Genomic DNA, 17,105 nt, shown 5'->3' with positions numbered 1-17,105 from the left:
GGACAGATAACTGTTCGCCCTGGATCAGTCCTATCCCATCAAGCGATTCCGAGTGCGGGGAAGCGAGGAACGACGTGAGTGGCGATCTCATCCAGAACGGCTTCCGCAGGACGGCTGCCATATTTGAGATTGAAAAGGATGTGGTTGGCGCCCGCACGTTCAAGCGCCTCCAGATGACGCATCAGCCAGCTACGCCCGAGTCGATGCCCGCCGTGGATTGGCGTGGGCGAAACGTCGGGATCGGCGGTCAGGTCGATGTGATACGGCTGCGCGAACGGTTTGAATGAGCCTGGTAACACTGACTCAACTGTGTCGTGCCACTGTCTGATCAGTTCTACTTGCAGGTCCACTCGGCGGGGGTAGGTAATCCACCCGTCCGCTTTGCGTGCAATCCAATCGATGGATTGCTGGCTATGTCCAGTGACGATCAACGGAGGCCGACGAGCCACTGGCTTGGGAACCACGTCTGCGTCATGGAGCGCGCCGTACGGACTCTCGATCTTCGGATAGTTGTTGCCCCAAACCGTTTCAAGATAGGCGACCTGTTCCCGAAACAGTACGCCCCGCTGAGCGTGTTCGACGCCAAAAGCGGGGAACTCAACGGCGCGATCGCCCGAGGCAATGCCCAGAACCAGGCGGCCCCCGGTCAGCCGATCAATGCTCGCTGCCGACTTGGCAGTATGCAGCGGATGGCGCAGCGGCAGCACGATCGCTGCGGTGAAGAGTGCGATCGAGGATGTTTGTCCCGCTACGTATCCGAGCCAGGTCCATGGGTCGTAGATCTGGCCGAGATCACCAAACGAGGGGTCGCGCAGCGGTACGTCGCGGACACCGAGAGCGGCAAAACCTGCCTGTTCCGCCTGCCTGGCTAGCCGAATCTGGTCTGTCATCGTCGGCGCGTCCCCGAGATATGACTCTATCGCGAACAGTATGCCGAGCGTCAGACGCCCTGGTGCAAACATGCGTGAATACCCCGGGTTCGTCTGCGGCAGTCTATCAGTGGCGGGCGTCAGCATCGCTGCCTCCTTCCGCTTGCGGCGTGTGAACGAATGAATGGGGGTTTGCCCTCCAGATGAAGGTGTAGGGGAGTTCGTCGAGTTCAGCGGCGTCAAGCCAAAGTCCACGGGGCAACTCATCGGCCCAGTGATCTCGCGTGCTGCACGGAAATTCTGATGCGTTGGATGTCATGTTGGATCGGTCTGCGGATGAAAGGCACCCGTGCTCCTGTGCGGACAACGTGACGGGTGGATGCTCGCAATTGTCTGCAATCCACGTCCGCGGATCATCCGGGTCCGCCGCAAATCATTTGTTCCGATGGATTGACAGTGCCTTGATCTGGTGCGTCGGCCAGCTTGTTACATCGTGTATGCAGTCATGTTCCGGCTGCGAGGTTTATCTGCGATTGCCCCGCGCCTACATTGCACTCCGACGACGCAATGGTGCGTCACCGATTGAAACCAACATGTTTAACGCCATCAAGCGATTGCTTGCCGCAGGGTTGAACCAGGCAAGCGCAGCAAACGACGTCATAAAGGAACAGGAAATGAAAGCCAAAGTTCTGGTGCTGTACTACTCCACCTACGGCCATACGGAGCACCTCGCGAACGCGATTGCCGAAGGGGCCCGCAGCGCGGGGGCCGAGGCCACTGTAAAGCGTGTGCCGGACCTTATGCCGAGGGACGTGGCCGAAAAGGCCGGCGCAAAGCTTGATCAAGCGGCATCGATTGCTACGCCCGATGAGCTCGCTGACTACGACGCAATCCTGATCGGTAGCCCGACGCGCTTTGGTCGCGTGTCGGCTCAGGTAGCCAACTTCATGGATCAGACGGGTGGCTTGTGGGCTCAGGGCAAGCTGATCGGAAAGGTAGGTGGGGCCTTCGTCTCTACCGCCAGCCAACACGGGGGCGTCGAAACGACACTGTTTTCCATCCTCACCAGCATGATGCATCACGGCATGATTACTGTGGGACTGCCGTACGCTTTCGGCGGGCTTACTCGCATGGACGAGGTGACGGGCGGTGCTCCGTACGGTGCGAGCACGCTGGCTGGCGCGGATGGTTCGCGCCAGCCCAGCCAGAACGAACTTGACGGTGCTCGCTTCCAGGGCCGCCACATTGCGGAAGTCACGAACGCGCTGCTGCGCGGAAGAAGCCAATGATCGAATGCACGTCCTTCACCGATTTGCTGGCTTAACAAGGAGAACATCATGACTGCACCTCAATCGCCGGTGGACGGCGCGCATCAACAGATTCTGCAGCAACTTCAGACATACCTGGATGCGATCTATGATGGTGATGTTGGCGCGCTACGCTCCACCTTTCATCCCGCAGCACTTCTGTTCGCCGAAGTCCGCGGCGAGATTGTTCAGAAGACCCTGAGCGCCTACCTCGACGGCGTTGCCAGCCGCGAAAGTCCTGCGACACGCAATGATCCCTACGGCATGTCCATCCTGTCGGTAGAGGTCGTGGGAAAGATGGCGTCGGCTAAGGTGAGAGTGAAGGTCGCGGAAAACAACTACTACGACTTCCTTTCGCTACTCAAAGTCGATGGCATCTGGCTCATCGTCAACAAGCTCTACACGCACATCGAGGAATAAGCCGAGGTGTCGTGAGAAGGACAACCGTCTCTCCGTCTCTCCGTTTAGCCGGCTTAGCCAGTGGTCTCTGGCGGCCGGCTTTTTTGTTTGGCGCCGCGACCAAGCTGCTGGGATGAACCAAGGGGTCCACGGATCGGGAGCAGGCATCTTGTCATCGAGCCGAGAGAATCAGGAAATGAACTCGCTGCGATAGGCGTAGAGGCCGGGCGTGCCCCCCGTCATGACGAAGAGTACGTTCTGGCCGCGTCTGTAGCGACCGTTGGCGATATCTGCCAGCATGCCGGCGAAGGCCTTTCCTGAATAAACCGGGTCGAGGAAGAGGGCCTCCTCGGCTGCCACGAGGTGAACGGCCGCCTTCATGCTGTCTGTTGCCGCACCGTAAGCCGCCCCTCTTTGCGACCCGTCGACATCGACACTTTCAAAGGGCATCGATGCGGGAAGACCAAGGAGATGCAGTGCGCCTTCGGCCAGTTCATGTGTGCGGCGCATCGTGGTGTCGCGTTCTGCAAGGACCGAGAACGAGCGGACTAGCGTATTCGAGCGACCTAGGGCATGGAAGCCGGCGGCCAGGCCAGCATGGGTGCCCGAACTTCCGTTGGGGACATAGATGGCGTCGAATTGCAGTGCGAGATCGCGTTCCTGGCTCGCGATCTCGATGGCGCATTCGACATACCCAAGACTTCCGAGCGGCGTGGAGCCGCCGGACGGGATGACATACGCTCTGGAACCGTCGGCTTCAAGCTGACGCGCACGTTCCAGCGCTGCTGCAAAGGGGTCCGTTCCCGCTGGGAGCATGTGGAGCCGGGCTCCCAAGAGCTTGTCCAATAGTATGTTGCCGCTTTGTTCGTAGTCGTGGTCGAACCGGGCCACCGCTCTACCGAGGAAGAGTTCGCAATGCAAGCCGAGCCGCACGCATGCGGCGGCGGTTAAGCGGGCGTGATTTGACTGCAGACCGCCTACCGTCAAGATTGATTTCGCGTGCTGGGAGAGCGCGTCGCCCAAGAGAAACTCGAGCTTTCGAAGCTTGTTGCCCCCTCCCGCCAGCTCTCCGTTGTCGTCTCGCTTGACGTAGATGCCCACCCCGTGACCGGTCCCCAGCACGGCTTCGATACGGTGAAGTCGTCGTAGCGGTGTCGGTCGGTCCAACAGGCTGACACGTGGAATCGACTTGAGAGCCTCTTGGACGGGTGGCGGTGTTGTCATCTGAAGTTTGCTGCGTGGCGCTGGAGCTGTGGGCTACTTGCAGATCGCGGTCCCCGGACGGAGAGTAGCGGATGCAAGGAAGCAATTGTCAGAGAATCGCGATCCATTACGCCAAAAGAAAGCAAGTATCTCTTCTTGTGATGCGCATGATGGAGGCTCGTCGCAGCTATTCCACCGCGACGTGCCTCTGCCTCAGTTTCTCTGCGCGAGAAGGAGCTTATAGATAGTCTTCGTCTTCAAGGAGCATATCTTCGAAGAACGCGCCGAAGCGCTTTTCCGGGTCGCGGACATGAATCTCCAGGATCCAGCGCATGGCCGAGGGTGTGGCTTCGAAGTCGGCCAGCGATCCGGTATGGATGGTGGCATGCGGGAAATCCGACACACGATGACCTGGCAGATCAAAGTTCAGCTCCCACCCCATGGATTTGGCGATGCGTTCGGCCTCCGCGTAGAGCGCTTGGCCGGTCAGGCGGCGTTGCTTCCAGATGCCACGCACCTCATGGAACAACAATTCCGCGTCCTTGGCACAACGCTCATATTGATCGTTTTGACCCACGACGAACGATGCGCCGCCATCGCCTTCCCACGCGTTCACCCGGGGAGCAATGTCGATAAAGAAGATGTCATTTTCCTGAAGGATGACGCCGGGCTCGGAGGCCTGCTTCATCGGTTTGATGGTGTTGCGGCCGAATCTGACCCGCGTCGGATGCCAGCTCAGTGCCAGACCCGCATCCAGCATGACTCGCTTGGCCATTTCGACTGCGTCCTCCTCGACCATGCCCGGCGCCACACGGGCGGCAATCTCGGCGATCGCTTCACGTGTCTTGTTTCGGGCCATCAACATGCCGTCAACCGAGAAAGCCGGGCCTACTCGCTCGGCAACCGATGCGGGAACTGCACTCATTTTGATTTCCTTTTGTGAAGGGCTAGGGAACTGTTCCGCAGCCTGGCAAGATTGTTGTATGCCGACGTGCGATCGGCACGTCTATTCCCCCGTATCAAAAAGACGAACGCGGGTGTTTTTCGGCCACCGGGGCACACCGTGTGGGGGCGGTGGGATTTCTGTGCCAAATTGAAGGATGATCCGGCCATCCGGGAAATAGGGCGAGAAGCGCGCGAAGCTCGGCTGACACGAGAGGGTGCTTTCCGGCTATCGTTGAAGCCTTTATGAACTGCGAAGAGCGCGCTCGGTGATCGCCCGTTTATGACAAAGACTGTTGCGCTATTGATCTTTCCTGGTGTGCAGGCGCTTGACGTCAGCGGGCCTCTGGACGTGTTTGCTGAAGCCAATCGCTTCCTTCCAAAGGAGGCTGGATACCTTATTGAGGTGGTGGGTACAGAACCCGGACTGATCGCTTGCTCTAACGGTCTGTTAGTGAAGGCTCATCGAGCATATGGCGAGTCTCGTGGGGAATCGCCTGGCTACGACTTGCTATTGACAGCCGGTGGCCCATCTCTTCCTGAGATGATTTGGGACGACGCAATCTACGAATGGCTGCGCGCAGTTAGCGCTGCATCGCGTCGATTCGGGTCAATCTGCAATGGCGCCTTCGCTCTCGCCCGGGCAGGGCTGCTCGGTGGCCGGCATGTAACAACGCATTGGAATGACGCTCACGCGCTGGCTGACCTTTGCCCGACCGCTTCGGTGGATGCTGATCGGATCTTCGTTCAGGATGGACAGCTCTACACGTCCGCAGGTGTGACAGCAGGTATCGACCTTTCCTTGTTTCTGCTGGCACAGGATCACGGTAGCGAACTGGCTTTGAACGTAGCCAAGCGGCTCGTCGTATTCACACAACGCGCCGGTGGGCAGTCCCAGTTCAGCCCGTACCTGACACCTTATGCCGAGCCGAACTCGCCGGTGGCACAAGTTCAGGACTATGTGTTGTCCAATCTGGCATCGGATCTCAGTGTCCCAGTCCTTGCCGCGGTGGCGAAGATGAGTCCGCGTAATTTCTCGCGAATTTTTGCTCGGGACGCCAAGATGACGCCGGCGGCGTTTGTCGAGAGCGCCCGCGTGGATGCGGCCCGTAGCATGCTGGAGAACGGTGCTCTCCCGCTGAAGCGTATCTCATACGAGTGTGGATTCGGTGATCCACACAATATGAGAAAGACATTTCAACGGAGATTCGGTGTATCGCCTCAGGAGTACCGGGCCAATTTTTCCGTTCCCAAGCTTGTGAAGAATTGCTGATTGCCTGCTATAGGAGGCATACGATTGCTGCAACCACAAGCGAAAAGGCGGCCATTTCTAGCGACGGATTGAACCCATGACCGGCGTGTACCAACCAGGAGGACGCGATGGGGCCGAGTATCTGCCCAACCCCGTATGCCGCTGTCATGACGGCGAATAAATTGAACTTCACTGTGTGAGCGACACGTTTCGCCGCTGGCATGACAATCGTTACGGTGCCCATGAATGTGCCCCCGACGAGCAGAGCGCTGGCGAGATACCCCGCCGCAGAATGGCTGACGACGGGAAGAGCCACCCCTACGGCCTGGATCAGGAGATTCAACTGCAGGGACCGCCGTGTACCGAGGCGCTCGTGTAATGCGTGCCAAAGAAAGCAAGATGGGGCCGCACCCAAGCCAAAGGCGGCCCACACATGCACGGGGTCAATGCTTCCCAACGCATCGCGAACGAACAATGGCAGATAGGTTGCTGTAATGATGTATCCGAAGCCGGCAAGCCCGTAACTTGCTATCAGGACGCCGGGGGTAAGCAGATGGCGCTCCACGGGAGCCGTATCGGATTTGACATCGTGCTGGGTGATGGCGGCAAGGCGAAGGGGGCGCCATGCGGGAACCAGCAAAACGACGGCGCCCGCGGCCAGTACCCACCAGATGTACGAACTATGCCAGCGCTCGACGTTTCCCAGTGCAATCAATTCCGCAGATATCAGAATGCCAAGTCCGACTCCGGAGAACATCAAGGGTGAGCCGTGATGACGTGCGCGCACCTGAAGTAGCCATACCGCGGAGCAAATCAGTCCCAATGCGCTTGCGATTCCTGCGATGAAGCGGACAAACGCCAATATCTCTGGCGGCATTGCCAGGGCAAGGATCGCGATACAAACCGTGGTAGCTATGAGAGCGAGTTGGGCGCATCGGCCGGCGTTCCGATGCGGTATCCGGCTCGCCAACAACGCGCCGACCAGGTATCCCGCGTAGTTCGCGGAGGCGGCCACGGAACCCGTGGACACACTCACGACGCCGTCCCGGACCATCAAGGGATACATCCCGGTGAAGGCAAAACGGCCAAAGCCCATCGAAATGGCAAGTGCCAATGCGGCGACAAGACCTTCGCCCCGCTCTGATTTCGGCCAGACACTGTCCGTACCGCCAACGCTCGTACTATCCACAGTTCGATACTCCATTGCGGCTCTGCGGCGGTATTGCAACGCAGAGCCGTCTCTCGCGAATTACTTGAGGTCACCTGTGGCTTGGCCAAGGTTCTTCTCGATGTCCCCCGGTTTCTGAAGACCCTTGTCGATCAGTGTCTTCAGGCGAGCTTGTGTCTCAGGGCGACCAACCGACGCAATGAACGCATCCCAGATGGGCTGCATCTCGGCGTCAGGGGGCAGGCTTGCCACATCAACCAGCCGCTTGGTGTCGACGATCGCTTGACGGTCGAACGATGCAATCCGTCGCGCCAGCGAATCGACGAACTTGTCCAGCTTCGCGTCCGGCAGGGACCTGTTGACGTACCCATAGCGTTCCGCGATGTCGCCATTGATGTCATCCGATCCGATGAGGATCTCGATGGCGCGGCCACGGCCGACCAGGCGCGGGAGCCGGGCCTGCGGACCGCCTCCCGCGACAAGGCCGGCACCTACTTCCCATTGCGACAGCACAGCCTTCTCCCGGCTTGCGAACCGCATATCGGTCGCGAGTATCAGTTCGCTTCCGATGCCAGTGGCGCGGCCTCGGATCGAGGAGATCGTCACCACCGGCAGTCGGGCAATACGCACCATCATGTCCGGGACCGGGTGCATGCCAGTGGGACCCGGCTTCATGCCGGTGGAGTCCTCGAGCGGAGCGAGCAGGTCGTAGTGAGCCGAAAAATATCCAGGGACAGCGCTATCGAAAACGACCACCTTCACATTCCCGTCAGCCTCGATCTGGGCGACGATGCTGGCCAGTTCTCGGACTTCGTTCGGGCCGATGATGTTGAGAGGCGGATTGGCCAGCGTAACTTTCCAATAGGCTGGTGTGACCTTGGTCAGCCGAACATGGGCCGCCGCCTGAGTCCGTTGCAGGCTGGCTTGAGGGACGGCGTTGGTGGAGTCGCCTGCGGCTTGAGCGTGGGGTGCCAAAAGGCCGATGCCGAGGATCACGGAAGTGGTCGCTACGGTAACGGCTTTGACCATGCGAGGGCGAATGGCAGGGCGGGAAGGCTGCATGATAGTTTCCTGTCGGATGGGATGTCGATCATTCGGCAGCATCGCCTGGTGCATGAAGCACGCGTACGCTGCCGTTTGAGAACAGCCTATACGGCGTGAGGCTATGCCGACAGGTGCCAGTCAGTACAATACTTTTTCGTCCGCAGAACAATTCCGACTAGTGCATGGGTGACCAGGAATTCAGGCCGCAACTCATGCGCTCGCGAGAAGCTTGATTCCCAGCGCCGCCATTAGCGTGCCTGCCGTGCGATCAATCCACTTCCGCAACCGCAGATAGGCCCTGCGGGGGCGCTCAGTAGCCAACAACATCGCCACTGTTGCATACCAACCCGCCTCGACTCCAAATACCACTACCGGAATTGCGACGGCCCCAAGTATCGACACATGTTGCGGAAGGAATGTCGCGAATACGCTCGCATAGACCACCAAGGTCTTGGGGTTTGAAATCTGCATGGCAAGCCCGCCAATAAGGATTCTGCGTGCACTGGTCGTGGTTTGCTCGGGCGTCAAGGATGCCGCCTGCATCGCGTTGTCCGACATGGACCCGCGCCACATGGAGAAGCCTACAGCCAGTAGATAAATGCCACCAATGACACGCAGTACGAAATAGGCCTTCGGGGCGGCAACGAGCAGTGTGTGCAGTCCGCAGACCGCGAGTGTCGCGAGAAGTACGCTTCCCAGGCCAATCCCGGTGACAAGCGTCAAGCTCTCACGACGGGAGCGCGAAACCGCTGTGCGCGCCACCATGAGGAAGGTAGGGCCCGGGCTCGCGGCACCTACGGCAAGCGTTGCGCCGATGCCGGCGAGCATAGCGATAAGAGTCATGATCAGAAAAAAAACGTGCGGACCGCCCAGCAACGGTACCGCACGCTACGGAGTGTGACCCAATTCTCTCCGATCTCCTATCGATCCTGGTGCCTGATGTCTGACATGCAATCCAGTGATGGCTTTGATTGGAAAGGCAGTCGTATGTCGAGCCGTCTTATCGAGTCAGTACGTCGATGATGCGCTGCCCGATGTACTCGCCGTGAGTTTCCAGGGCGAAGTGTCCGGTATCGAGCAGTTCCACCACGGCGTTGGCGTTATCACGCTTGTAGGCTTCGGCACCCGGAGGGATGAAGAACGGATCGTTCTTGCCCCAAATCACCAGCGTCGGGACTTGAGCCTTACGGAAGAACGCCTGGAATTCCGGATACAGCTTCAGGTTGTTTGCATAGTCCAGGAACAGGTCCAGTTGGATGTCCTTGTTGCCGGGTCGTTCCAGCAGGGCCGCGTCCAGCACGTACGACTCCGGCGCCACACTGTCCGGATTGGCGACGCCATGAACGTACTGCCACTTGGTGCCTTCCAGGTGAAGGATGGCGTCATGGATGGTCTGGCGATTGGCCTGGCTTGCGTCCGCCCAGTAGGCCCGGATAGGTGCCCAAGCGTCGCCCAAGCCCTCGAGATATGCATTGCCGTTCTGTGACACCAGACCGGTGACACGTTCGGGGTGGGCGAGCGCCAGGCGCAGACCGGTGGGTGCACCATAGTCGAAGAAGTACATCGCGTAGCGCTTGAGACCGATTTCGTCCACAAAGGCACCGATGGTCTTGGCGATGTTGTCGAAGGTGTACTGGTAATTGCGACCGGCGGGTACTTCGGTGAAACCGAAACCGGGCAGGTCCGGTGCGATCACGCGGAAGTGCTTCGCGAGTTGAGGAATCAGATTGCGGAACTGATGCGAGGAACTCGGAAAGCCATGGAGCAGCAGCATCACGGGCGCCTGGGCATCGCCAGCCTCGCGATAGAAAACCCGTACGCCATCGGCGTCGGCAAAACGGTATTGCACGGTCGAATCGGGGGTGGCGGTCACGCTCATTTCTCTCTCCTGATGGATGGTTTCGAAAGGTGTGGTGTTGCTGTGAAACGAATTCTATCTGCTTATCGTAACCTGTCAAGGACTATTTTAACAGTTACGCAAATCAGAGGCCATCGAGGATCACGCGTGCCTAACTGGCCCCCTCGGTTCCAGGCAGTGTTTCAAGCCTATAGTTGCCGTCCTTTCAACGGAACTGGCGATTGGCATCGGCCGGCGAGCCTTTGGTGCAGAACATGCAGACCCAGGTATAGGTCTATGGAAAGGTTGTGGGAGACGTCGTTTGCAGCACCAGGATCGCCTTGGCTGCCGTCAACCGTACTCAGGTATGAAATGCCCGAACCCGGGCACGGCAGACACCGCACCGGGCTCCTTGCTAACTTCGCGAGGTGGCCCTGCAGATAGAAATCAGCGGGGCCTGAGGTCCGCAGCAAGCGGATGAAACTGACGAACAGGACAAGGAAATCAAATGACGACCAAGGTATTGGTGCTCTACTACTCAACCTACGGCCATGTGGAATCGATGGCGAAAGCCGTGGCTGATGGCGCCCGCAGCGCGGGTGCGGAAGCCACCATCAAGCGTGTGCCGGAACTGATGCCGCCAGATGTAGCTGCCAAGGCGGGTGCCAAGGTCGATCAAAGCGCTGCGGTTGCGACGCCGGCAGAACTGGCTGACTACGATGCCATCATCATCGGCACTCCGACGCGCTTCGGCCGCGTAGCATCGCAGATGGCCAACTTCCTCGACCAGACGGGCGGCCTGTGGGCCGAAGGCAAGCTGATCGGCAAGGTCGGCGGCGCTTTCGTATCCACCGCTAGCCAGCACGGTGGTGTTGAAACCACGCTGTTCTCTGTGCTGACGAGCATGATGCATCACGGCATGATCACCGTAGGATTGCCCTACGCGTTCTCGGGCCTGGTGCGCATGGACGAAGTTACGGGTGGTGCTCCGTATGGCGCCACGACGTTGGCTGGTGCGGATGGCTCGCGTGCGCCAAGCGAGAATGAACTGGAAGGCGCTCGCTTCCAAGGCAGGCACATTGCGGAAGTGACCACGGCGCTGCTGCGCGGCCGCGCTCAGTAAGTGTTCCGGGCCCGCACTGCTGCGGGCCTGTCTTCCGCGGAAAGCCTTTCAGCCGAGCAGGAACCCCTTCTTCAGCGCTTCGCGCCAGTAGTCCACCAGTACCCGAACCGCGCGTGGGATTGTGCTGGAGTAAGGACGGATGGCTAGTAGCTGCTCGCCAAACGCTCCCGCTGGCAGCCATGTGGGCAGTACTCGGACAAGTTTCCCTGACGCTAGATCTGCCTGCGCTGTGAAATCGGGGACAAGCGCGATGCCCATGCCACCGAGTGCGGCTTCTTGTAGTGCTTCACTATTATTGGCGGAGAACGATCCTCGTACCGGCACGCTATGCCGCGCCTCGCTGAGTCCCGAAGAAAAGGTCCAGCTCGCGGCATCGCCCGGCCTCACGTACTGCAGGCAGTCGTGATTGGCGAGGTCGGCAGGAGTCTCGGGAGTTCCCTTTCGACGCAGATAGGCGCGGGACGCCACGAGAACCGCCTGTGTGCGGCACAACGACCACGCGACGTGCGTGTCTGGCGCCGCATCGGCATGACGGATGGCGAGATCGAAACCTTCCCGGGCGAGGGAAATGAAGCGATCGGAGAGATCCAGCTCTACCCGAATTCCTGGGTAGCGTTTGAAGAAGCCCGGCAACTTCGGCACAAGCTGTTGTCTGCCAAGGGCGACCGGAGCGGTCATCCTCACAACGCCTCTGGGCACTCCCGCCAAGTCCTTCACATGGACAAAGCCTCTCTGGATGTCCTCATAGTTTGCTCGCGCTCCCTCGGCAAGCTGGCGGCCGGCGTCGGTGAGACTCACACTCCGCGTTGTGCGATGGACTAGCGGAACACCAGCCGCGCGCTCCAGGTCGGCGATTCGTTGACTCATCGCGCTTTTCGAGATGCCGAGTCGCAAGGCAGTCGCAGTGAAGCTTCCGTGTTCCGACAACAATACCAGGGAATGGATGTGCGCCCAGAGTTCGAAGGTCCGCTCCCCAATGGATTCGATTCCCATTCGGATCATGCCTTCAACTTTCCCCGGATTGCAGTCGAGGCGACTCGCCATGGCAAGTGGCTCCAGGTCTCTCGTGATTCCCAATGCTGATATCGCGCACGGGGTCGATGCGCGGTCGATGCGGCGTGTAGATCGAGGCTGGAAAGGTAGGCATCAATGTACCGATTCCGAAGTCGACGGCATCGCGCATTGGTGATTGAAAGCGAAGCCTGATTGGCGATATGCATGCTTATGGAGAGGAAGGCGTCCGGCTGTACACACGTCAGAGGTCCACCATGCAGCGGTGGCCGCAGAGCATTGACAGAGGACCAGAATTCGCCATGCCGGCCGCGCGATACGCGGTCGTGATCTGGAAAAGATGCAGGGTGCCTACAGGGAAACACCCTGCGAACCACTAGGACGACACAACGATGCAAGTATCCGCCTGCATCGGTTCTTTGCCTACCAGACCTAGGTTTAAAAACACTGTTCTCGGGCAATGATGGAGCGGTTCATCTAATGTGATGCTTCGCCTGCTACATTGCCTCCTGTCGAATTAAACGTAGTCAGCGCGTCGGCGTTTCGATGCGCCGCCGCGCCCATGCAGGCATCGCGTCTGTCCGATGCGTGTGAAATATGGTGAGGCAATGCATACGAGTAACGTCGCTGCGGCAAGCGTGCCAGCAGCGGATCAATCATGGGTCCTGGTGGTAAATGCCGACCCTGTCGTCCGACGCATGTTGCGCGGCCTGTTGCATGCGCTGGGTTTTCGCGTTGAGACATTCGCGTCTACCGCGGAGTTTGTCAGATTTGCGATGCCGGATGGCCCATGCTGTCTGGTTGTGGATGTACGCAACAACGACACTGTGGGAATTGAGCTGTACCGACGGCTTGATCGGGAGAAGATCTTCATCCCCGTCATCTTCCTCGCCGGCGACGGGGGAATCAGTACCACGGTTGCTCATCCAGGCGACATTCATTTTCTGTTGCGTCCTGTGCACGATCACGACCTGCTCAAGGCGGTCGGGGAGGCGCTGAGTATCAGCTCCCGGCAATTGCAGTGGCGAAAGGAGCGAGCAACGCTACGAGATCGCTACGAAACCCTGTCTGGCCGCGAACAGCGCGTGATGCAGCTTGCTACTTCCGGAATGCTGAACAAGCAGATCGCGGTCGAGCTGGGATTGAGTGAAATCACCGTGAAACAACAACGGGGCAGGCTCATGAAGAAGATGGCTGCACAGAGCTTTGCAGCCCTCGTGATCATGGCGTTCAAGCTGGACGTGATTGACGATCCTTCTAGAGCTCTGCCATCAGAGGCAAGAACTCCGTCCTAAAAAAAACGCCCGCGGGGGAGTGCGGGCGGAAGAGAGGATGCCTCACAGTGAGGCGAGGTCAATAGTAAATGACGGTGCAGCGCCGTCCAACTGTGCCTAGGTATGTTTTTCCGAACCTAGTGGAGCACGCGTTTTAGCGAGAACACGAATTCGGTCTTCCCGGGTCGGGAGGACGCTGAAAGTGTTCCACCGTGATGTGCAATGATGGTGCGACATATCGAGAGGCCCATGCCCATGCCCTCGGACTTGGTTGTGAAGAATGGCGTGAAGATGCGCTTCATGTCATCTGAAGCGATGCCGGCACCGTTGTCAGTGATCCGTATCCAAACCATCTGCGTTGCATCGACCCAACCGCAGATGCGCATCCTTCCCTGGTCCATGTCACATGCCGCAATAGCCTGAAGACCATTCAGGATCAGATTAAGCACCACCTGCTGGATCTGCACGCGATCTCCAGCTACCTGAGGCAGGTCATCGGAGAGATCAATCTCGAGGCTGGTGCCAGTGCGATTCAGGTCATGCCGCAGAAGCGGGAGCGTTTCGGCGATGGCTTCGCCGAGGCAGAAGCAACGGTACTCGCCTGAGTCGGGACGTGACAGCTTGCGCAGACTCTCCACGACCGCCTCGGCACGTTCGGCCGCGGCTCTGATGTGGCCGAGGTTTGCGGTCGCCTCCGCTAGGTTTGGGTCGGTGCGGCACAGCCAGCGTAATGCTGATCCAGAATGAAGCGCAATGGCTCCAAGCGGTTGGCGAATCTCGTGCGCGAGCGAAGCCGACAGTTCGCCTAGTGTCGCAACGCGCCCCACATGTGCGAGTTCGGACTGCAAGGACTGCATCGCTTCATGCTGACGATGGGAGTCTGTCACGTCGATCAGGACGCCATGGTATTCCAATCCACCAGACACCCCGATCGCTTGATTCGCACGAAACCGTACGTGGCGCACCGACCCGTCTGGCCATTCCAACCGATGCTCCATCTCCAGGCTAGGCGCGCCAAGAATGGCTTCATCAATCATTTCCCGAACCATCTCGCGATCCGCGCGATGTACATGCGTTAACAGCAGTTCAATCGTCGGCTGGGTCTCCGGTGGAAGACCGAAGATGCGTGCTGTTTGCTCAGACCATGTCAGAGACCGGGTGGCTACGTCCAGACTGAGGCTGCCGGTACGGCTGAGTGCCTGCGCGCCGGCAAGAAGTGCGGTCGTGCGGCCCAGTTCGATACCCTGGCGGCGCATCGCATCAATCGCCATGCGGCTGCGATATCCCAGATAGCCGGCAATGGAAATCGCGGCCAGGCTGACGCCGCACCTGACCGCCGAATCGGCATGAAACACTCCTTGGCTGGAAATGCCGAAGGCACAGAGAGCAAGCAGCATACAGAGGCCGGTGACGTAGAGAATCTGGCGCGGTCGCAACACCCACTGGCACATCAGGACCACGATCACATGAAGTGCGGCGATGGCATAGTCGAGTCCCGGCATGGAATCAATGGCAAAGATCGTCGCGGCAATGGCAGTGACCAACCAGTGCCTCCAGGCCTTCGCCGGAGTATCCGCGTTCGCGTCGACAGTACGGACGGCAGCTAGCCACGGTTGAACGGCACGACGCAGGGGGAGCGAGAAAGGGGAGGGGCGTGTATCACCCATGGTTGCAGGTCTTCTCATCAAGGTGAGTCAACGAAGGGCGAGCAATCATATCGCGCGGGAAGCATCTTTGGCGCAACCCGGTTGCTATACCTTGGTATCGGCCGAGCGGCGTTCAGTTGCTTTGCGCGCTAGACCATTCTGAACTGCATGTCTTGGGGCGCGTGTATGTCGGCTTCCATTCTGCGGTGGTCCCGAAGACCAAGATGGTGAGCCATGATCACCAGATCGGCGAACGTTCGCGCGCGCATTTTCTGCGCGGCATTGGATCTATGCAACTTGACGGTGACCTCACTGATGCCGACGTGCCGTGCCACTTCCTTGTTGGTAAAGCCTTGGGTAGCGAGGGCCATGACTTCGCGCTCCCGCGGAGTCAAGCTCTCATAGGCGGCACGCAGGCCTGCATCCTCGCGATCTCTTGCACGTCTTGCGCCGTCGGCGCGCAGGGCCTCCATCACGGCGTCAATGAGATCGTTTTCACGAAACGGTTTGGCAAGGAAGTTAGTGGCACCAGCCTTCATTGCAGCGACGGTGGTGGCCACGTCACCGTGCGCGGAGATGAAGATGACGGGGAGCACGTCGCCGTTTTCGCGCAGCATCGCCTGCAGTTCGAGACCGCTTGGTCCACGTAGCTGGATATCGAGAACCAGGCAACGTTGGACGTCGGGAATCCGAGCGCCGAGAAACGCTACAGCGGACGGGTAGCACCGTACATCCAGTGCCATGGACCGGAACAAGCTCTCCATTCCTGAACAGAGCATCTCATCGTCTTCAACAACGATGACGCACGCGTTACTGTCTATCGCGTGCGATTCCGTCGGGGGGCGTTTGGGAATGGATGGCATGTACAAGCCTGTCTGCAATCGGGCCACGACAGCGTCCATATCATTGGTCTAGATTCCGATTGTGGCGATCACCGGAACGTCTTGCCGAATCGTAGGAGGACCGACAGAACGCGACAAGATGGGAGCTTTATCCGAGCGATGCCTGACAGGTATAGTCTGCGATAGACTCGCTGTTTCACGTATAGCCGATTTGTCTTAATACATTCTCTGGCGGCGCTCTTTGCAACACTTACGAGTATGAAATTTCACCATCTGAGGGACTTCATTGCGATTGCCGAGTCACGCAGCATTCGCGGAGCGGCCAAGAAGCTGGGGATGGCGCAGCCGGCGCTCTCTCGAAGCCTTCGTGACCTTGAGGGTATCGTCGGGGCTGCGCTGCTGGAGCGTCATGCGAAAGGCGTCGTGCCGACCGAGATCGGTCAGGCCTTTCTTGTACGTGCCACAGCGGCGCTTGCCGAGCTAAACCGAGCACAGGACGAAATTACCCAAATGCTGGGCTCGTACGTGGGCACGGTCACGGTCGGAATGTCCAGTTCCGTCTGGCTGTCGCTGGGCGCAGACGTGCACAAGGCCTTTCGTCGACGGTTTCCGGATATGCGACTGCGTATGTACGAGGGTTTCTTCCCCACGATGGAGTCGAAGCTTCAGAATGGAACGCTAGATTTTTACGTGGGTCCTCGGCCGGAAACGACCATCGGAGATGGATATACCGTAGACCTTCTCTATCATCACGGAAAAGTCGTGACGGGACGTCAGGGTCATCCCAAGCGCTACGCGGAGAGTCTTGCCGATCTCATGGATGAAGAGTGGTTGCTCACGGGATTGCGCGAGCGGGCCGAGCGCGAACTGGAAGAGATTTTCAGCGAACACGGACTGCCATTGCCCAAGACGATCACGCAGGCCGAGACTATGGTAGGGATCGCGGCTTTGATCTGTGAAACCGACGCACTGGCAGTTTTGCCTTGGACGTGGGTGAAGTCGCCACTGTTTGTTCAGGTGGCACACCCCTTCAAGCTGAAGGAAAAGATTAGCGCTCCGGACATCGTGAAGATTGCCCGAACCGCAGTTCCGCTCACCCCGGCTGCTTCGTATATGTCGTCTCTGTTCGAGCGCTTTGCACGGCAGGCATCGTTCGCGCGGCTCGCGCAAGGCGCTTGAAGGTATGAG

16 protein-coding genes and 1 pseudogene are annotated in these 17,105 nt (G+C 59.0%); 7 read left to right on the top strand and 10 right to left on the bottom strand.

Annotation, left to right across the window (positions count from 1 at the left end):
• Positions 1 to 38: 38 nt before the first annotated feature.
• Entirely contained in the window at positions 39 to 1,016 is a 978-nt protein-coding gene (locus tag FFS21_RS11215; protein ID WP_137924909.1) for an LLM class oxidoreductase, read from the bottom strand.
• Positions 1,017 to 1,543: 527 nt separating this feature from the next.
• On the opposite strand from FFS21_RS11215, the gene wrbA (FFS21_RS11210) reads away from it, so the two are divergent.
• The gene (gene wrbA, locus FFS21_RS11210) at positions 1,544 to 2,158 is read left to right on the top strand and encodes an NAD(P)H:quinone oxidoreductase (RefSeq protein ID WP_137924934.1); all 615 of its coding nucleotides are present in this window, start codon (positions 1,544 to 1,546) and stop codon (positions 2,156 to 2,158) included.
• 48 nt (positions 2,159 to 2,206) lie between these two features.
• Complete coding sequence (locus FFS21_RS11205; RefSeq protein WP_137924908.1) at positions 2,207 to 2,596, top strand: nuclear transport factor 2 family protein; 390 nt, start codon at positions 2,207 to 2,209, stop codon at positions 2,594 to 2,596.
• A 168-nt stretch (positions 2,597 to 2,764) separates the two neighbouring features.
• On the opposite strand, the gene FFS21_RS11200 is transcribed toward FFS21_RS11205, so the two are convergent.
• On the bottom strand, positions 2,765 to 3,799 hold the full coding sequence (locus FFS21_RS11200) for a D-cysteine desulfhydrase family protein (RefSeq protein WP_137924907.1): 1,035 nt from the start codon (positions 3,797 to 3,799) through the stop codon (positions 2,765 to 2,767).
• Between the two features lie 217 nt (positions 3,800 to 4,016).
• Positions 4,017 to 4,703 carry a M24 family metallopeptidase gene (locus FFS21_RS11195; RefSeq protein ID WP_137924906.1) on the bottom strand — a complete coding sequence of 229 codons (687 nt, stop codon included), beginning with the start codon at positions 4,701 to 4,703 and terminating at the stop codon, positions 4,017 to 4,019.
• Positions 4,704 to 5,003: 300 nt separating this feature from the next.
• Between FFS21_RS11195 and FFS21_RS11190 the strand changes: the two genes are divergently transcribed.
• Positions 5,004 to 5,993 carry a GlxA family transcriptional regulator gene (locus FFS21_RS11190; RefSeq protein WP_137924905.1) on the top strand — a complete coding sequence of 330 codons (990 nt, stop codon included), beginning with the start codon at positions 5,004 to 5,006 and terminating at the stop codon, positions 5,991 to 5,993.
• 7 nt (positions 5,994 to 6,000) lie between these two features.
• Here FFS21_RS11190 and FFS21_RS11185 read toward each other — a convergent pair whose 3' ends face one another.
• The 4 genes from FFS21_RS11185 to FFS21_RS11170 all read right to left on the bottom strand — a co-directional run bounded on the left by FFS21_RS11185 (position 6,001) and on the right by FFS21_RS11170 (position 10,063).
• Positions 6,001 to 7,176 (bottom strand): YbfB/YjiJ family MFS transporter, encoded by a 1,176-nt coding sequence (locus FFS21_RS11185; protein WP_137924904.1) that lies wholly within the window; start codon positions 7,174 to 7,176, stop codon positions 6,001 to 6,003.
• A 45-nt stretch (positions 7,177 to 7,221) separates the two neighbouring features.
• Positions 7,222 to 8,202 (bottom strand): enoyl-CoA hydratase/isomerase family protein, encoded by a 981-nt coding sequence (locus FFS21_RS11180; RefSeq protein WP_249359310.1) that lies wholly within the window; start codon positions 8,200 to 8,202, stop codon positions 7,222 to 7,224.
• 192 nt (positions 8,203 to 8,394) lie between these two features.
• Positions 8,395 to 9,012: a LysE family translocator gene (locus FFS21_RS11175; RefSeq protein WP_249359308.1), complete on the bottom strand. Its 618-nt coding sequence runs from the start codon at positions 9,010 to 9,012 to the stop codon at positions 8,395 to 8,397.
• A gap of 172 nt (positions 9,013 to 9,184) precedes the next feature.
• Positions 9,185 to 10,063 (bottom strand): alpha/beta fold hydrolase, encoded by an 879-nt coding sequence (locus FFS21_RS11170; protein ID WP_137924902.1) that lies wholly within the window; start codon positions 10,061 to 10,063, stop codon positions 9,185 to 9,187.
• A gap of 466 nt (positions 10,064 to 10,529) precedes the next feature.
• Here FFS21_RS11170 and wrbA (FFS21_RS11165) point away from each other — a divergent pair, with 466 nt between their 5' ends.
• A complete protein-coding gene (gene wrbA / locus FFS21_RS11165) occupies positions 10,530 to 11,144 on the top strand; it encodes an NAD(P)H:quinone oxidoreductase (RefSeq protein ID WP_137924901.1) in 615 nt (204 codons plus the stop codon).
• A gap of 48 nt (positions 11,145 to 11,192) precedes the next feature.
• Here wrbA (FFS21_RS11165) and FFS21_RS11160 read toward each other — a convergent pair whose 3' ends face one another.
• Positions 11,193 to 12,137: a LysR family transcriptional regulator gene (locus tag FFS21_RS11160; RefSeq protein WP_137924932.1), complete on the bottom strand. Its 945-nt coding sequence runs from the start codon at positions 12,135 to 12,137 to the stop codon at positions 11,193 to 11,195.
• 131 nt (positions 12,138 to 12,268) lie between these two features.
• Between FFS21_RS11160 and FFS21_RS32455 the strand changes: the two are divergent.
• Both FFS21_RS32455 and FFS21_RS11150 read left to right on the top strand, forming a co-directional pair.
• Positions 12,269 to 12,472 (top strand): annotated as a pseudogene (locus FFS21_RS32455) (methylmalonate-semialdehyde dehydrogenase (CoA acylating)); the annotation flags it as partial.
• A 291-nt stretch (positions 12,473 to 12,763) separates the two neighbouring features.
• Entirely contained in the window at positions 12,764 to 13,450 is a 687-nt protein-coding gene (locus tag FFS21_RS11150; protein ID WP_171020383.1) for a response regulator transcription factor, read from the top strand.
• 116 nt (positions 13,451 to 13,566) lie between these two features.
• On the opposite strand, the gene FFS21_RS11145 is transcribed toward FFS21_RS11150, so the two are convergent.
• Both FFS21_RS11145 and FFS21_RS11140 read right to left on the bottom strand, forming a co-directional pair.
• Complete coding sequence (locus FFS21_RS11145; protein WP_171020382.1) at positions 13,567 to 14,973, bottom strand: sensor histidine kinase; 1,407 nt, start codon at positions 14,971 to 14,973, stop codon at positions 13,567 to 13,569.
• Positions 14,974 to 15,224: 251 nt separating this feature from the next.
• A complete protein-coding gene (locus tag FFS21_RS11140; RefSeq protein ID WP_137924898.1) occupies positions 15,225 to 15,938 on the bottom strand; it encodes a response regulator transcription factor in 714 nt (237 codons plus the stop codon).
• Between the two features lie 237 nt (positions 15,939 to 16,175).
• On the opposite strand from FFS21_RS11140, the gene FFS21_RS11135 reads away from it, so the two are divergent.
• On the top strand, positions 16,176 to 17,096 hold the full coding sequence (locus FFS21_RS11135; RefSeq protein WP_137924897.1) for a LysR family transcriptional regulator: 921 nt from the start codon (positions 16,176 to 16,178) through the stop codon (positions 17,094 to 17,096).
• Positions 17,097 to 17,105 lie beyond the last annotated feature (9 nt).

The organism is Cupriavidus sp. 2SB (assembly GCF_005503625.1).
Classification (GTDB): domain Bacteria; phylum Pseudomonadota; class Gammaproteobacteria; order Burkholderiales; family Burkholderiaceae; genus Cupriavidus.
This window is presented reverse-complemented; position numbering and strand designations above follow the sequence as displayed.

Coding starts and splice junctions, on each gene's coding strand:
- FFS21_RS11215 (WP_137924909.1), bottom strand. CDS start 1,016: ATGCTGACGCCCGCCACTGATAGACTGCCGCAGACGAACCCGGGGTAT.
- wrbA (WP_137924934.1), top strand. CDS start 1,544: ATGAAAGCCAAAGTTCTGGTGCTGTACTACTCCACCTACGGCCATACG.
- FFS21_RS11205 (WP_137924908.1), top strand. CDS start 2,207: ATGACTGCACCTCAATCGCCGGTGGACGGCGCGCATCAACAGATTCTG.
- FFS21_RS11200 (WP_137924907.1), bottom strand. CDS start 3,799: ATGACAACACCGCCACCCGTCCAAGAGGCTCTCAAGTCGATTCCACGT.
- FFS21_RS11195 (WP_137924906.1), bottom strand. CDS start 4,703: ATGAGTGCAGTTCCCGCATCGGTTGCCGAGCGAGTAGGCCCGGCTTTC.
- FFS21_RS11190 (WP_137924905.1), top strand. CDS start 5,004: ATGACAAAGACTGTTGCGCTATTGATCTTTCCTGGTGTGCAGGCGCTT.
- FFS21_RS11185 (WP_137924904.1), bottom strand. CDS start 7,176: ATGGAGTATCGAACTGTGGATAGTACGAGCGTTGGCGGTACGGACAGT.
- FFS21_RS11180 (WP_249359310.1), bottom strand. CDS start 8,202: ATGCAGCCTTCCCGCCCTGCCATTCGCCCTCGCATGGTCAAAGCCGTT.
- FFS21_RS11175 (WP_249359308.1), bottom strand. CDS start 9,012: ATGCTCGCCGGCATCGGCGCAACGCTTGCCGTAGGTGCCGCGAGCCCG.
- FFS21_RS11170 (WP_137924902.1), bottom strand. CDS start 10,063: ATGAGCGTGACCGCCACCCCCGATTCGACCGTGCAATACCGTTTTGCC.
- wrbA (WP_137924901.1), top strand. CDS start 10,530: ATGACGACCAAGGTATTGGTGCTCTACTACTCAACCTACGGCCATGTG.
- FFS21_RS11160 (WP_137924932.1), bottom strand. CDS start 12,137: ATGGGAATCGAATCCATTGGGGAGCGGACCTTCGAACTCTGGGCGCAC.
- FFS21_RS11150 (WP_171020383.1), top strand. CDS start 12,764: ATGCATACGAGTAACGTCGCTGCGGCAAGCGTGCCAGCAGCGGATCAA.
- FFS21_RS11140 (WP_137924898.1), bottom strand. CDS start 15,938: ATGCCATCCATTCCCAAACGCCCCCCGACGGAATCGCACGCGATAGAC.
- FFS21_RS11135 (WP_137924897.1), top strand. CDS start 16,176: ATGAAATTTCACCATCTGAGGGACTTCATTGCGATTGCCGAGTCACGC.